This window comes from Glutamicibacter sp. AOP12-B1-11 (assembly GCF_052379245.1).
Taxonomy (GTDB): domain Bacteria; phylum Actinomycetota; class Actinomycetes; order Actinomycetales; family Micrococcaceae; genus Glutamicibacter.
Genome location: NZ_JBQSYL010000008.1, coordinates 26,623 through 40,532, shown reverse-complemented (window position 1 = coordinate 40,532; position 13,910 = coordinate 26,623). Strand labels below are relative to the sequence as shown.

The following is a 13,910-nucleotide window of genomic DNA, read 5'->3' as shown; positions in this document are numbered from 1 at the left end:
CCGTGAGCACAACATTTGATGTCAGCAACGCAGAGCAGCGCGCCGCAGCGATCACCGCAGCCAAGGAAACCCTCGGCGAGAAGCGCTGCATCGTCCTACCCACCGACACCGTCTACGGGATCGGCGCCGACGCATTCAGCCCGCAGGGCGTCGCCATGCTGATGGCCTCCAAGGGCCGCTCACGCAATATGCCGCCTCCCGTGCTGATCGCCCAGGTCGCCACCATGGACGGGCTCGCCCGGGACATCCCCGATGAAGCCCGCAAGCTCGCCGAGGCCTTCTGGCCCGGCGCACTGACCCTCATCCTGCAGGCACAGCCCTCGCTGACCTGGGATCTGGGGGAGACCCGCGGCACCGTCGCGCTGCGCGTGCCCAACGACGACACCGCGCTGGAACTGCTCGGCGCCACCGGACCGCTGGCCGTCTCCTCGGCCAACCGCACCGGCCAGCCGGCGGCGACCACCGTGGACGAGGCGATCGCGCAGCTCGGCGAGAGCGTGGACGTGTACCTCGACGGCGGCGCGCGCGGCAGCTCCGATGGCGGCGCCACCCTGCCTTCGACCATCGTCGACGCCACCGGCGAGACCCTCCGCGTGGTCCGCGCCGGCGCCATCGACATCGGCGAACTGCGCGTCGTGGTCCCGAACATTGCGGATGTGGAGCCCCAGGCTCCGAGCCAGGACGCATGAGAAGCTACGTCCTGCTGATCGCGTTCAGCTTCGCCACCTCCTTTTTGCTGACCCCGATCATCCGTTCGATCGGCCACCGCTTCACCCGCAGCCAAATGGTGCGCGAACGCGACCAGCACAACGCGCCGATCGTGAAATTCGGCGGGTTGGCGATCATGATCGCCTTCGGCGCCGGGCTCTGGCTGGCCAGCCACTTCAGCTTCTTCGCCGGGGTCTTCGAAAACGGGCTGACCATCCGCGGCATCGCCATCGCACTGGTGATGATCGCGCTGCTCGGACTGTGGGATGACGTCGGCGACCTGCGCTGGTACTACAAGGCGGCAGGCCAGGTGGCCATCGGCGCGGTGATCGCCGGACACGGCATCCTGATCCGCTCGCTGCCGGTTGGCACCTGGCGGATCGAGGAGCCCTGGGCACAGGGAGCCCTGACGGTGTTTCTGGTCGTGCTGACCATGAACGCCATCAACTTCTCCGACGGGCTCGACGGGCTCGCCGCGGGCCTGGCCGCTATCGGCGCGGCCACCTTCTTCCTCTACTCCTACATCCTGGCCACCCATGTGAGTGCCGATGACTACGCGAATGTCGGAGCGCTGCTTTGCGCTTTGTTACTCGGTGCGTGTGTGGGATTCCTGCCACATAATTTCAACCCCGCGAACATCTTCATGGGGGAGACCGGGGTGCTGACCATCGGGCTGATCCTGTCGGTTTCGGCCATCGCGGTCACCGGCGACGTGCAGGGGCTCGATGCCCATCGTTTCCGCAATGTGCCGGCCTACATGCCGATGGTGCTGCCGATGGTGATCGTCTTCCTGCCGGTGCTCGATCTGAGCCTCTCGGTGGTGCGCCGCCTGCTCAACAAGCGCTCGCCCTTCTCCCCGGATTCCAAGCACATCCACCACCGCATGCTCTCCCAGGGCCACTCGGTGCGCAAAAGTGTGGTGTTGCTCTACATCTGGGCGGCATTGGTGGCCGCTACGGTCGTATCGATCGCCTTCATACCGCTGGTCATCTTGATTCCGGTCATCGTGATTCTGGTTATCGGAGCCGCCTTGCTCACCTGGTGGCCGCTGGTCTCGGTGCGTTACACCAACCTTCGAGCCAAGCTCGGGAAGTAACCAGAACCCAAGCAGTTTCTATCTCGTGTAGAATTCATGGTGGATCATCTCCCGCGAGGGCAATAACCGCGCGGGGGAAATGAGTATCATCAGCATCATCCGGTGCCCGATGGATCGTCGAAAGTGAACAGAGGAGGATGCGGAGATGAATTCACGTTCTGACCGCATAACCGCCTCTGCCGCTCCGAAGTCCATCTGGCTGCCAATTCTTGGTATCTCCGTGCTGTACTCGTTGATCGCAACGGCCGCATTTTTCCTGATTTCGTGGCTGCTTGCAGATTTGCGATACGCACTTTCCGGGGCGTTTGCCGCCGGCTTAGTGATCGGCTTCTTCGCCGTCAGCATCTTGATTGCTGAGGCCGCCGGACGAATCCGCAGCACGTGGGCGATGCCCGCGTTTCTGGGAACATTCGTCATCAAGGTATTTGGCATTGCCTTCGTGCTGTTGAACCTGGGGTTGCCCGAATGGGTCAACCGTCAGGGATTCGTGCTCGCAGCTGCGGTCTCACTCGTTGCCTGGCAGGTCGGCGAGGTTCGCGCCTTCATGAAGACGCGCCTTGCCATCTACAACGAGTCATAGACATTTAGCCCGCGACGTTTATGTCATGGGTGAGCTGTGAGTTTGATAGGCTTACTACGGGTCATTTTCGGCAATTCGTTTAAATACGAGGGGCCGTCTCCGAAAGGCATTCTCAGGGGAACCTGAGGGTGGCACTTCATCAACGTCGATGTGCTATGCAAAAGCGTTGATGGAACCCGTTTGATTTTTTCTTCACAAGGTGAGAGGCAGTTACCGCCAGTCACCGCCTTTTGCCCGTGACCGTTACTGCAGAGAGGACAGCGCGTTGTTCGCGTTTGCGCTCCCAATGGCCTCAGAAGAAGGCGGATTCATTCCGCCATCCGTATCCGATACTCACCTCCCAGATATTTTCCCTTGGATGGTTGAGTACGGCACCGGTTTCGGCAAGCAGATGCTCATGATCGTGCTTTCGATCGTGCTCATTACTTGGTTCTTCACCGCGGCCATCAAGAACCCGAAGCTGGTTCCAAGCAAGACGCAGTACCTCGCCGAGTCCGGCTACGCCTTCGTGCGTAACGGAATTGGCCGCGACATCATTGGTGAGAAGAACTTCCGTCCTTGGATTCCTCTGCTGTTCGCGACCTTCTTCTTCGTCCTGCTGAACAACCTCTTCGGAGCAATTCCGTTCCTGCAGATTCCATCGTTCTCACACGCTGGTTCTGCATACGCGATGGCCATCATCATCTACGGCACCTGGATTGCCGTGGGTTTGAAGAATCATGGTATTCGCTACTTCAAGTTGGCCGTCGTTCCATCCGGTGTTCCGGGCTGGATCATGCCACTGATGATTCCACTGGAAATCATCTCTAACTTCATCGTTCGCCCACTGACGCACTCGCTGCGTTTGATGGCAACGATGCTGGCCGGTCACATGATCGTGATGCTGGCAGCTGCCGGCGCACGTCACCTGATCGTTGTTCAGGATTCCTTGGCTATGAATGGTCTTGGCATCTTGGTCATCCTCGGATCGGTCGCAATGTACTTCCTGGAACTGCTGATCATGGTGCTGCAGGCGTTCGTTTTCGCCTTGCTTACCGCGATCTACCTCCAGGGTGCAATTGAAGCCGACGCCCACTAAGGCCAACACTTCTTCTAACCACTAAAGATCTTCCTTGAGTCGCTCAAGGAATACCTCACAACCTACCGGCAAAAGTTCGGTATCTTGAAAGGAACATAATCACATGTTGCATGGCTCCCTGAATATGATCGGCTACGGCCTGGCTGCAATCGGTTCGGCAATTGGCGTGGGCTTGATCTTCGCTGCTTACATCAATGGTGTTGCACGTCAGCCAGAAGCTCAGCGCATCCTGCAGCCAATCGCAATGCTTGGCTTCGCACTTGCCGAAGCACTTGCAATTTTGGGCCTGGTTTTCGCTTTCGTTATCGGCGCCTAGTCTTTTCGCGACTGTAGTAGTGGCCTCGCCACTGTTGCGAGGCGTACACACATGCGGAAACTAGTAGATAGGAATAGTGAGAATGAACAGCACTGAATTCATCCTCGCTGCGGGCGAATCGGTTAACCCGCTGTTGCCGAACCCGTGGGAGATTCTCGTCACGGGCGTTGGCTTCGCGGTATTGCTCTTCATCGTCATCAAGGTGATTGCTCCGAAGTTTGAGCAGTCCTATGAAGATCGCGTCACCGCGATCGAAGGTGGACTTGAGAAGGCTGAGGCCGCTCAGAAAGAAGCAGAGGAGACCTTGGCTCAGTACAAGGCCCAGCTTCTGGAAGCGCGCACCGAAGCTAACCGCATCCGTGAGGAAGCACGTAGTGAAGGTGCACAGATCCTTGCCGATCTGAAGACCAAAGCAACCGATGAGGCTACTCGTATCACCGAGCAGGCTCAGCGTCAGATCGAAGCAGAGCGCACCAGCGCCCTTGCTTCGCTTCGCAGCGATGTTGGCTCTTTGGCCACCGAGCTTGCAAGCAAGATTGTTGACGAAGCTCTGCAGGACGATACCCGTGCACAGCGCGTGGTTAATTCGTTCCTGACCGATTTGGAAGCTCAGCAGAATGCAGGTGCATCGAACTAATGGCAAGTGTATCGAGCGAGTCATTGGCAAAGGCCTTGGAGTTCTTGGAACCAAAGCTGGCGCAGGCATCTGTTGATCTGCCGAAGGATCTGTTCGCGGTCCTGGAAGTACTGGATGCAAATGCCGGTCTTCGCCGCGCATTGACTGATCCAGCACGTGAAGCTGCCGCTAAGGCAGGCCTTCTGGCCCAGCTGTTGCGCGGAAAGGTTTCGGCTGACGCCGAAGCAATCGTCGCAGAGTTGGCTTCGTACCGCTGGAGCTCGGAACGCGACATTAGCGATGCGCTCGAAACGCTGGCAGTCACCGCGGTCACCGCGGTGGCAGAGCAGCAGGACGGCGCTTCGGGGCTGGCCAAGCTGGAGCAGGATCTGTTCTCCTTCATCGAGGTAGTTCGTTCTAACCATGAACTACAGCGTGCGTTGGATGAGGCGCAGGCCCCAGCCGAAGCAAAGAGCGCCCTGGCGCTCAAGCTCGTGCCTAACGCGTCGCGAACCTCGAAGGTATTGATCCAGCAAGCGGTGGCAGCTCCTCGTGGGCTCAAGCCAATGGCCTTGGTGGAACGTTTCGTTGAGTTGGTGGCCAAGCGCCAGCAGCGCTGGATCGCTACGGTGACCAGCTCTGTCCAGCTTTCCGAGACTCAGCTTCAGCGACTTCAGCAGGGCTTGAACAAGTTCTACGCTCGCGAGCTGAACCTCAACACCTCCATCGACCCAAAGTTGGTCGGCGGATTGGTGGTCAAGGTTGGCGACGAAGTTGTCGACGCTTCCGTGGCATCACGCGTGGCCGATTTGCGCCGCGCACTGGCTAGCTAGGAATTTTCGGTGGGGGAGCGATCCCCGCATCGAAGTCCTAGCTAACCAGGACCACAACAGACTTCATTCATATTCGATTCGTAATCTTTTTCTACGGATCACAATTTAGGAGAGCAGGGACTGCAGATGGCCGATTTGACCATCAATGCCGACGACGTCCGTAATGCCCTAAACGAGTTCGCTACTTCCTACGAACCGGGTAAGGCAGAGCGTACCGAGGTGGGACGCGTCGTCAGCGCGAGCGACGGCATCGCCAAGGTGGAGGGTCTTCCTTCCGTCATGGCCAACGAGTTGCTCAAGTTCGAAGACGGAACTCTGGGCCTGGCCCAGAACCTTGACACCCGCGAAATCGGTGTTGTCGTGCTTGGTGACTTCACCGGCATCGAAGAGGGCCAGAAGGTTGAGCGCACCGGCGAGATCCTTTCGGTTCCAGTAGGCGACGCCTTCCTGGGCCGCGTGGTTGACCCATTGGGTGAGCCAATGGATAACCTGGGCCCAATCGAGGCCGAGAGCCGCCGTGCACTGGAACTCCAGGCACCAGGCGTCACCCAGCGCAAGAGCGTGCACGAGCCAATGCAGACCGGTCTGAAGGCTATCGACGCCATGATCCCGATCGGCCGTGGCCAGCGTCAGCTGATCATTGGTGACCGCCAGACCGGTAAGACCGCTATCGCGGTTGACACCATCTTGAACCAGCGCGCCAACTGGGCCTCCGGCGACGAGACCAAGCAGGTTCGCTGCATCTACGTAGCGGTTGGACAGAAGGCATCGACCATCGCTGCCGTACGTCAGACCCTCGAAGAGCAGGGCGCTTTGGAGTACACCACCATCGTGGCCTCCCCGGCATCCGACCCAGCTGGCTTCAAGTACCTCGCCCCTTACGCAGGCTCGGCCATCGGCCAGCACTGGATGTACGGTGGCAAGCACGTGTTGGTCGTCTTTGACGATCTGTCCAAGCAGGCTGAAGCATACCGCGCCGTGTCGCTGTTGCTGCGCCGTCCACCAGGACGCGAAGCCTACCCAGGCGACGTGTTCTACCTACACTCCCGCCTGCTTGAGCGTTGTGCCAAGCTCTCCGACGAACTCGGTGCAGGTTCGATGACCGGTCTGCCGATCATCGAGACCAAGGCAAACGACGTGGGCGCGTTCATCCCGACCAACGTGATCTCGATCACCGACGGTCAGATCTTCTTGCAGTCGGACCTGTTCAACGCCAACCAGCGTCCAGCCGTCGACGTGGGTATCTCCGTATCCCGCGTGGGTGGTTCGGCACAGGTCAAGGCCATGAAGAAGGTCTCCGGTACGCTGAAGCTCGAATTGGCCCAGTACCGCGACATGGCGGCCTTCGCCATGTTCGCTTCGGACCTGGACGCCGCTTCCAAGCAGCAGCTCACCCGTGGTGCACGTCTGATGGAACTGCTCAAGCAGGGCCAGTACCAGCCGTACGCCGTGGAAGATCAGGTTGTATCGGTTTGGGCCGGCACCAACGGCTACCTGGACGATGTTCCAGTGGAAGACGTCCGCCGCTTCGAAACCGAGTTCATCGATTACCTGCGTCACCGCACTCAGGTGCTGACCGTTATCGGCCAGACTGGCAAGCTGGAGAACGAGACCGTGGAAGCCATGAAGGCTGCCGTCGTCGACTTCAAGGCTGGCTTCTTCGGTGAAGGCGATGACCAGCTGGTTGCAGCCGGCCACGAAGAGCATGACGCTCTGAACGCCGAGTCCGTCGACCAGGAAAAGATCGTCAAGCAGAAGCGCTGACATTTTCTTTACGCAGGGGTGGGGCGCTGCTAGCGGCGCCACGCCCCGATCGTAAGGATTAAGGAAAGGACACACATGGGAGCCCAGATTCGGGTCTACCGCCAGAAGATCGGTTCGACTTCGTCGATGCGCAAGATCTTCAAGGCGATGGAACTGATCGCTGCATCCCGCATCGGCAAGGCACGTGCGCGTGTTTCGGCTTCATTGCCGTATGCCAATGCGATTACCCGTGCAGTAACCGCCGTCGCGTCCCAGGCCGATGTCGATCACCCATTGACCACCGAGCCGGCGCAGGTTCGCCGCGCCGCGGTCTTGGTTATGACGTCGGACCGAGGCCTCGCCGGGTCCTACTCCGCCAGCGTTCTGAAGCAGGCAGAGCATCTCGTGGAACTCCTGCGTGAGGAAGGCAAGGAAGTCAAGACCTATTTGGTCGGCCGCAAGGCTCAGGCTTACTTCGATTTCCGTTCGCGCGAGTACGCCCGAGTGTGGACCGGGGACACCGATTCCCCGCGTTTCGAAACCGCACGCGAGCTGCGCGAAATCCTCCTAGAGGACTTCGCTACCGATTACGAGCAGGGCGGTGTGGAGGAGATCCACGTCGTATACACCCAGTTCAAGTCGATGGTCACGCAGGAACCGACGGTCATCCGTCTGTTGCCGTTGGAGGTAGTCGAGGATGAGACCGAGACGCCAACCGACGAGTTGTTGCCACTGTACGAATTTGAGCCATCGCCGGAGGAAGTGCTTGACGCGCTGCTTCCGCGGTACATCGATTCGCGATTGTTCAACGCCCAGCTGCAGTCCGCAGCCTCGGAGCTCGCTGCTCGTCAGCGTGCGATGAAGGCTGCTGGCGACAACGCTGGCGAACTAATCAAGAAGTACAAGCGATTGCTCAACAATGCCCGTCAGGCTGAAATCACCCAGGAGCTTTCGGAAATTATTGCCGGCGCAGACGCGCTGAACAGCTAAATTTCGAAACTCCGACCAGACAAGAAGTGAGAAAGATGACTGCCCAACTCAACGAGCAGGTTACCGCAGGGGCCACCGGTCGTATTGCCCGCGTGATTGGCCCGGTCGTGGACGTCGAGTTCCCTGCCGATGCACTGCCTTCAATCTACAACGCCCTCACCGCCGAGCTAACCCTCGCCGGTGTAACCAAGACCATTACCTTCGAGACCAGCCAGCACCTCGGTGACAACATGGTCCGCGCGGTATCCCTCCAGGCCACTGACGGCCTGGTACGCGGTACCCAGGTAATCGACACCGGCGCTTCGATTTCCGTCCCTGTTGGCGACGGCGTCAAGGGCCACATCTTCAACGTTTTGGGCGAAGCCCTGGACGTTGACAACTCGGAGATCCAGGTCACCGAGCGCTGGCCAATCCACCGCCAGCCACCTAAGTTCGCAGACCTTGAGGGCTCGACCGAGATGCTGGAAACCGGCATCAAGTCGATTGACCTTCTCACCCCGTACATCAAGGGTGGCAAGATTGGTCTGTTCGGTGGCGCAGGTGTGGGTAAGACCGTGCTGATCCAGGAAATGATCACCCGTGTGGCACGTAACTTCGGCGGTACCTCGGTATTCGCCGGTGTGGGCGAGCGCACCCGTGAAGGCAACGACCTCTGGGTCGAAATGGAAGAAGCCAACGTTCTGAAGGACACCGCCCTGGTGTTCGGCCAGATGGATGAGCCACCTGGAACTCGCTTGCGCGTGGCACTGTCGGCACTGACCATGGCGGAGTACTTCCGCGATGTGCAGAACCAGGACGTGCTGCTGTTCATCGACAACATCTTCCGCTTCACCCAGGCCGGTTCCGAGGTGTCGACCCTGCTGGGCCGCATGCCTTCGGCCGTGGGTTACCAGCCGAACTTGGCCGATGAGATGGGCCTGCTGCAGGAACGCATCACCTCGACGAAGGGCCGCTCGATCACCTCGATGCAGGCCGTCTACGTCCCGGCCGATGACTACACCGACCCGGCTCCAGCTGCAACCTTCGCTCACTTGGATGCAACCACCGAACTGTCGCGTGAAATCGCGTCGCGTGGTCTGTACCCGGCGATCGATCCGCTGACCTCGACCTCGCGAATCCTGGATCCGCAGTACATCGGTCAGGCGCACTACGACACTGCCATCCGCGTGAAGGCTATTCTGCAGAAGAACAAGGAACTGCAGGACATCATCGCGATCCTCGGCATTGACGAACTGGGCGAAGAGGACAAGATCGTCGTGTCGCGTGCACGCCGTATCCAGCAGTTCCTGTCGCAGAACACCTACACCGCAAAGCAGTTCACCGGTGTTGAGGGTTCGACCGTTGAAATCAAGGACACCATCGAAGGCTTCACGGCCATTTGCGATGGCGACTTGGACCACATCGCAGAGCAGGCGTTCTTCAACATCGGCGGTCTTGATGACGTCGAGCGCCAGTGGGCCGAAATCCAGAAGGCCAGCTAACCATGGCCGAACTTCAGGTCGAAATCGTTGCGGCGGACCACTTCGTGTGGTCCGGCGCTGCGAAGCTGGTCAAGGCACGTTCGGTTGACGGCGAGATCGGCGTTCTGCCCGGTCACGTTCCGATGCTGTCGGTGCTTGCCGCTGGGGATCTGGAAATCGATCCAGTTTCCGAAGCGCGCTTCTCGGTGCAGATCGACGGTGGCTTCTGCTCCGTCGATTCGGATCGCGTAGTGATCGTCGCCGATAACGCTGTGATTGGTACCGCAGCGTAGGCATTGAATTGATCGAGATAACCGCACCAGTTCTGATAGCGCTGCTGGTATTAACCTGCATCGTGTTGTTCTTCGGTGCCATGGGTGTGCGCCGCATTCAATTGCGGCGCACCCTGGGCACCTTCGACGCCTCCATCCGCACGCCCAAGGGCCGCTGGATGATGGCGATCGGCCGCTACGGCGGGGGACATCTGGACCTGTTGCGGTTTTTCTCTGTCTCCCCGGTGCCCAGCTACGTGCTGCAGCGCCGCGGATTAGAAATGAACGGTTGGCGTCGGCCCAGCGAGGATGAAGCGATGCAGATTCCTCAGGGGTTCGTCATCGTGCAGCTCACCCAATCGGGCGAAGAGCAGCTGCTTGCGATGGACTACCGCGACTACACGGGTTTCTCCGCCTGGCTTGAAGCCGGGCCGATCGCCGGCAGCTGGCAAATCTGAGCCAGCGCCGCAAAAACGCAACCCGCCGTGTCCACCCATTGGGTGGACACGGCGGGATGCGCTGTTTAAACCGGATGCGGGCTAGAGGACCTGCCCGTTGCGGATCACCTGCTGCAGCTGCAGCTTCGCGTCAAGCATCACCACGTCGGCGCAGAAGCCATAGTGCAGGCTGCCGACCTCGTCGGCCAGGCCGATCAGCGCGGCGGGGATGGAGGTGGCGGACTCGATGGCCCGGGTCAGCGGGATGCCCGCGTCGACCGTGCAGCGCAGCACCTCAAGCAGGGTGCTGGTGCCACCGGCCAGCGAACCGTCGGCCAGGCGGGCCTGCGAATCCTTGACCTCAACCTGCGCCGGGCCCAGCGAGTAGTGCCCGTCGCTCAGCCCCGTGGCGGCCATCGAATCGCTGACCAGCACCACATGGCGCCCGCCGATCAGGTTGAACACCAGGCGGACCGTATCGGGGGACAGGTGCACATCATCGGCGATGAGTTCCACGAAGGCGTTGCCGCGCGAGGCCTCCTCCAGGCAGGCGGCCACCGGACCGGGCTCACGGTGATGCAGCGGAGGCATGCCGTTGAACAGGTGGGTGACGGTGGGCTTCTCGGTGAAGCCGTCCACCCCGGCGTTGCTCAGCTGGTCGCGGGCGTAGCGCAGGGATGCGGCGGTGACCTCGGCGCTCGCGTTCGTGTGCCCTAGGGAGGGCACGACGCCGAGGATCACCAGCTGTTCGATCAGCTCCTCGCAGCCGGCCAGCTCCGGGGCGTAGGTCATGGTGCGCAGCTGGCCGCGGCTGGCGGCCACGAGCTCTTCGACAAATTCGGGGTCCGGGTCGGTGAGGTAGCGCGGATCTTGCGCCCCGCAGCGCGCCGCTGAAAGGAAGGGGCCTTCGGCGTGGATGCCGGCGATCTGGCCCGCCTCGGCGAATTCGGCCAGAATTTCGGCCGCCCGGGTCATCTCGCCCTGCTCGGCGGTGACCAGCGAGGCGAGCAGGGTGGTGGTGCCGGCGCGGTGCAGGTACTCCAGGGCGTCGGTGACCGGCCCGTGTTCCGGGGCGGCGAAATCGGCGCCGAGGGCCCCGTGGCAGTGCAGGTCGATCAGCCCGGGGATGAGGATGGTGCCTTCGGGCACCGGATAGTCGGTGAATTCTTCCGCCTCGGGCAGGGCGAGCCAGTCGTCGCGGTTGCCCGCGAAACGGATTCGATCGTCCTCGATGGCCAGCACGCCATCGCTGACTTCCTGTCCATCGGAGACGAGAGTGGCGAAAATGGCGTAACGCGAAGCGGTATTCATGTACCTAGCTTAGAAGAGTCTGCCCGCAGAGTCATCGACTCCGCGCATTGCATCGTAATCCAGGGTCAGGCAGCGGATCCCGCGGTCCTCGGCCAGGGTGCGGGCCTGCGGCTTGATCTGCTGTGCGGCGAACACTCCGGTGACCGGTTTGAGCAGCGGATCGCGGTTGAGCAGCTCCAGGTAGCGGGTGAGCTGCTCGACACCGTCGATGTCTCCGCGGCGTTTGAGTTCCACCGCCACCGCGGCGCCGGAGGAATCGCGCGCCAGGATGTCCACCGGGCCGATGGCGGTCATGTACTCGCGGCGCACCAGCCGGTGACCGTCGCCGAGCAGCCCGATCTGCTCCGCCAGCAGGCGCTGCAGATCGGCCTCCACGCCGTCCTTGATCAGCCCCGGGTCCACGCCGAGCTCATGAGCCGAATCGTGCTCGATCGAATGGAAGCTGATGGTCAACTTGTCATCGGTCTTCGCGCTGGTCACATGCCAGACGCTGAGCGCGCCGAGGGCGGCGGCGTCCTCATCGGGACTCGCCTCACGTAATACCAGCGGCGGATTCATCCAGTTCAACGGCTTGTAACTGCCGCCGTCGGAATGGATCAGCACCGAACCATCGGCCTTGACCATGATCAGCCGGGTAGCTAGGGGGAGGTGGGCTCGAAGACGGCCCTCGTAATCTACTGAACACTTTGCAACCACTAAACGCACCCGACCTACTTTACCGGTTCGTGCCGCCGGTGCGCGATACGGCATGATTAAAGGCATGCCACGTTCGAACCGCCCGCGCCGCAAACCAGGATCCGCACCGAATGCTCGTTCGCGGTCCAGCGCGCCGCAGGGCAATGACGAAGATTGGATGCAGCGCGCCCGCTATGGGGTGGTGCGCCTGCAGGATGCCCCGGACGGGCAATGGCATGTGCGCAAGGTGTCCCCGCTGAACGCGGTGAAAACCTACACCTGCCCGGGCTGCCATCGAATGATCACCCCGGGCGTGGCGCACCTGGTGACCTGGCGGGCCGATCATTGGTCCGGGGACGATGCGGCCGCGGCGAATCGCCGGCACTGGCATCCGAACTGCTGGGAATCGCGCTCCTACCGCTACTAGAGCCGGTCCTGGCGGGCGATGAACACCTCGCGCAGCAGGATCATCGCCGAGGCGGCGACCGGGATGGCCATCAGCGCCCCGGTGATCCCCACCAGCGTGCCGCCGGCGATCACCGAGATCACCGCGACGGCCCCGGGCACCGCGACGGCCTTGTTCATTATGCGCGGGGAGACGAAGTAGGCCTCCATCTGCAGGTAGCCGAAGTAGCAGACCGCGTAGATCAGCGCCGTCTGCCAGCCCAGGGTGAGGGTGACCAGGGTGACCAGCACCCCGGCGATCACCGCGCCGACCAGCGGAATGAAGGCCAGCATCGCGACCAGCAAGGTCAGCAACGCCGCGAAGGGGACCTCCAGCAGGGTCATCAGCGCCAGCGCGACGAGCGCGTTGAGCACCGCCACCGAGGCCTGGCCCATGACGTAGTTGCCCACCGAGCGGGTGATGCGGGTAGCGATTTCGCTGGCGCGCGTCCGCTTGGAGCGCGGGACCAAGCGCATCGAAAACGACATCATGCCCGGCAGCGAGGCGAGGAAGTAGATCGCCAGGACCAGCACGATCAGTACGCCGAACATCGACTGGGCCACCGTCTGGGAGACGCCCAGCACGCCGCCGAACACGTTGGTGACCGCGCCGGAATCGCCGAAGAAGCGCTGCACCTCGGTATTAACGCGCGCCGAGAGCGCATACTGCGCATCGATCTGCCTGACCCACTGGCTGTTGAGGAAGTTGTCGGTGATTTCCGGGGCGCGGGAGATGAATTGGGTGATCTGCGTGACCAGCGTCGGGATGATCAGCGCCATGAACCCCGCGAAGATTGCCAGCAACCCGACCATTGTGGAGGTGACCGCCAGCGGCCGGTTCAACCCGCGGCGCATCAGGAACCGCACCACCGGGTCCAGTCCCAGGGCGATGAACAGGGCGATCGCAATCCAGGTGATCAGCGAGCCGACATTGGTCAGCAGGTAGTAGCCGGCCAGCGCCATTCCCACGCCGATGGTGCCCAAGAAGCCCATGGAGATCGGGTGCAGGGCGGGGATCGGCTCGGGGGTCCCCTGATCGGTGGCCTCCGGGAGCTCACCGAACGAGTTGGGGCGGCGCGGGGATTTCAGCAGTGCGTTCACCTTGGCGGAAAGCCGGCGTGCCCACTGCGCGGTGGGGGATTCGGGCTCGGCGGAACCCTGCTCGGGCTGCCCGGCGGACGGCTCGGTGGCGGAGGGGTGCGCGGGGTTGGTTGCCGGGTCCGGAAGTTCATTGGGCGGCTGATTACTCTCCATGGCACCGAGCATACCGCCGGAATGGGTTCTGAAAGTGCTCTATGACACTCCGACATGGTCATTTGAGCCACTTCACAGGTAGATCGCGGAACCATTG

At 61.4% G+C, this 13,910-nt stretch carries 16 protein-coding genes; 13 read left to right on the top strand and 3 right to left on the bottom strand.

What is annotated here, in order from left to right:
* Positions 1–2 precede the first annotated feature (2 nt).
* The 12 genes from ACT3UQ_RS06325 to ACT3UQ_RS06270 all read left to right on the top strand — a co-directional run bounded on the left by ACT3UQ_RS06325 (position 3) and on the right by ACT3UQ_RS06270 (position 10,150).
* A complete protein-coding gene (locus tag ACT3UQ_RS06325; RefSeq protein WP_105554270.1) occupies positions 3–689 on the top strand; it encodes an L-threonylcarbamoyladenylate synthase in 687 nt (228 codons plus the stop codon).
* On the top strand, positions 686–1,804 hold the full coding sequence (locus ACT3UQ_RS06320) for an MraY family glycosyltransferase (RefSeq protein ID WP_105554269.1): 1,119 nt from the start codon (positions 686–688) through the stop codon (positions 1,802–1,804). Before ACT3UQ_RS06325 ends, ACT3UQ_RS06320 begins: the two co-directional genes overlap by 4 nt.
* Positions 1,805–1,949: 145 nt before the next feature.
* A complete protein-coding gene (locus ACT3UQ_RS06315) occupies positions 1,950–2,384 on the top strand; it encodes a hypothetical protein (RefSeq protein WP_105554268.1) in 435 nt (144 codons plus the stop codon).
* Between the two features lie 286 nt (positions 2,385–2,670).
* Positions 2,671–3,462: a F0F1 ATP synthase subunit A gene (gene atpB, locus ACT3UQ_RS06310; protein WP_105554267.1), complete on the top strand. Its 792-nt coding sequence runs from the start codon at positions 2,671–2,673 to the stop codon at positions 3,460–3,462.
* 103 nt (positions 3,463–3,565) lie between these two features.
* Positions 3,566–3,778, top strand: a complete 213-nt coding sequence (locus ACT3UQ_RS06305; RefSeq protein WP_013348621.1) for an ATP synthase subunit C — start codon at positions 3,566–3,568, stop codon at positions 3,776–3,778.
* An 82-nt stretch (positions 3,779–3,860) separates the two neighbouring features.
* Positions 3,861–4,415, top strand: a complete 555-nt coding sequence (locus tag ACT3UQ_RS06300) for a F0F1 ATP synthase subunit B (protein WP_096283894.1) — start codon at positions 3,861–3,863, stop codon at positions 4,413–4,415.
* Positions 4,415–5,227 (top strand): F0F1 ATP synthase subunit delta, encoded by an 813-nt coding sequence (locus tag ACT3UQ_RS06295; protein WP_105554266.1) that lies wholly within the window; start codon positions 4,415–4,417, stop codon positions 5,225–5,227. The genes ACT3UQ_RS06300 and ACT3UQ_RS06295 overlap by 1 nt, the downstream gene beginning before the upstream one ends.
* 126 nt (positions 5,228–5,353) lie before the next feature.
* Complete coding sequence (gene atpA / locus ACT3UQ_RS06290) at positions 5,354–6,991, top strand: F0F1 ATP synthase subunit alpha (protein ID WP_105554265.1); 1,638 nt, start codon at positions 5,354–5,356, stop codon at positions 6,989–6,991.
* Between the two features lie 75 nt (positions 6,992–7,066).
* A complete protein-coding gene (locus ACT3UQ_RS06285; protein WP_096283888.1) occupies positions 7,067–7,960 on the top strand; it encodes a F0F1 ATP synthase subunit gamma in 894 nt (297 codons plus the stop codon).
* A gap of 35 nt (positions 7,961–7,995) precedes the next feature.
* Positions 7,996–9,441, top strand: coding sequence for a F0F1 ATP synthase subunit beta (gene atpD, locus ACT3UQ_RS06280; RefSeq protein ID WP_096283886.1), 1,446 nt, complete (start codon positions 7,996–7,998; stop codon positions 9,439–9,441).
* Between the two features lie 2 nt (positions 9,442–9,443).
* A complete protein-coding gene (locus tag ACT3UQ_RS06275; RefSeq protein ID WP_096283884.1) occupies positions 9,444–9,713 on the top strand; it encodes a F0F1 ATP synthase subunit epsilon in 270 nt (89 codons plus the stop codon).
* Between the two features lie 8 nt (positions 9,714–9,721).
* The gene (locus ACT3UQ_RS06270) at positions 9,722–10,150 is read left to right on the top strand and encodes a DUF2550 domain-containing protein (RefSeq protein ID WP_444636699.1); all 429 of its coding nucleotides are present in this window, start codon (positions 9,722–9,724) and stop codon (positions 10,148–10,150) included.
* Positions 10,151–10,231: 81 nt separating this feature from the next.
* On the opposite strand, the gene ACT3UQ_RS06265 is transcribed toward ACT3UQ_RS06270, so the two are convergent.
* Positions 10,232–11,440 carry an N-acetylglucosamine-6-phosphate deacetylase gene (locus ACT3UQ_RS06265; protein WP_105554263.1) on the bottom strand — a complete coding sequence of 403 codons (1,209 nt, stop codon included), beginning with the start codon at positions 11,438–11,440 and terminating at the stop codon, positions 10,232–10,234.
* Positions 11,441–11,449: 9 nt separating this feature from the next.
* Positions 11,450–12,145: an endonuclease NucS gene (gene nucS, locus ACT3UQ_RS06260; protein WP_105554262.1), complete on the bottom strand. Its 696-nt coding sequence runs from the start codon at positions 12,143–12,145 to the stop codon at positions 11,450–11,452.
* 55 nt (positions 12,146–12,200) lie between these two features.
* Here nucS and ACT3UQ_RS06255 point away from each other — a divergent pair, with 55 nt between their 5' ends.
* Positions 12,201–12,542, top strand: a complete 342-nt coding sequence (locus ACT3UQ_RS06255; RefSeq protein WP_105554261.1) for an ATP/GTP-binding protein — start codon at positions 12,201–12,203, stop codon at positions 12,540–12,542.
* On the opposite strand, the gene ACT3UQ_RS06250 is transcribed toward ACT3UQ_RS06255, so the two are convergent.
* A complete protein-coding gene (locus tag ACT3UQ_RS06250) occupies positions 12,539–13,813 on the bottom strand; it encodes an AI-2E family transporter (RefSeq protein ID WP_258138810.1) in 1,275 nt (424 codons plus the stop codon). The two genes, ACT3UQ_RS06255 and ACT3UQ_RS06250, sit on opposite strands and share 4 nt — an antisense overlap.
* Positions 13,814–13,910 lie beyond the last annotated feature (97 nt).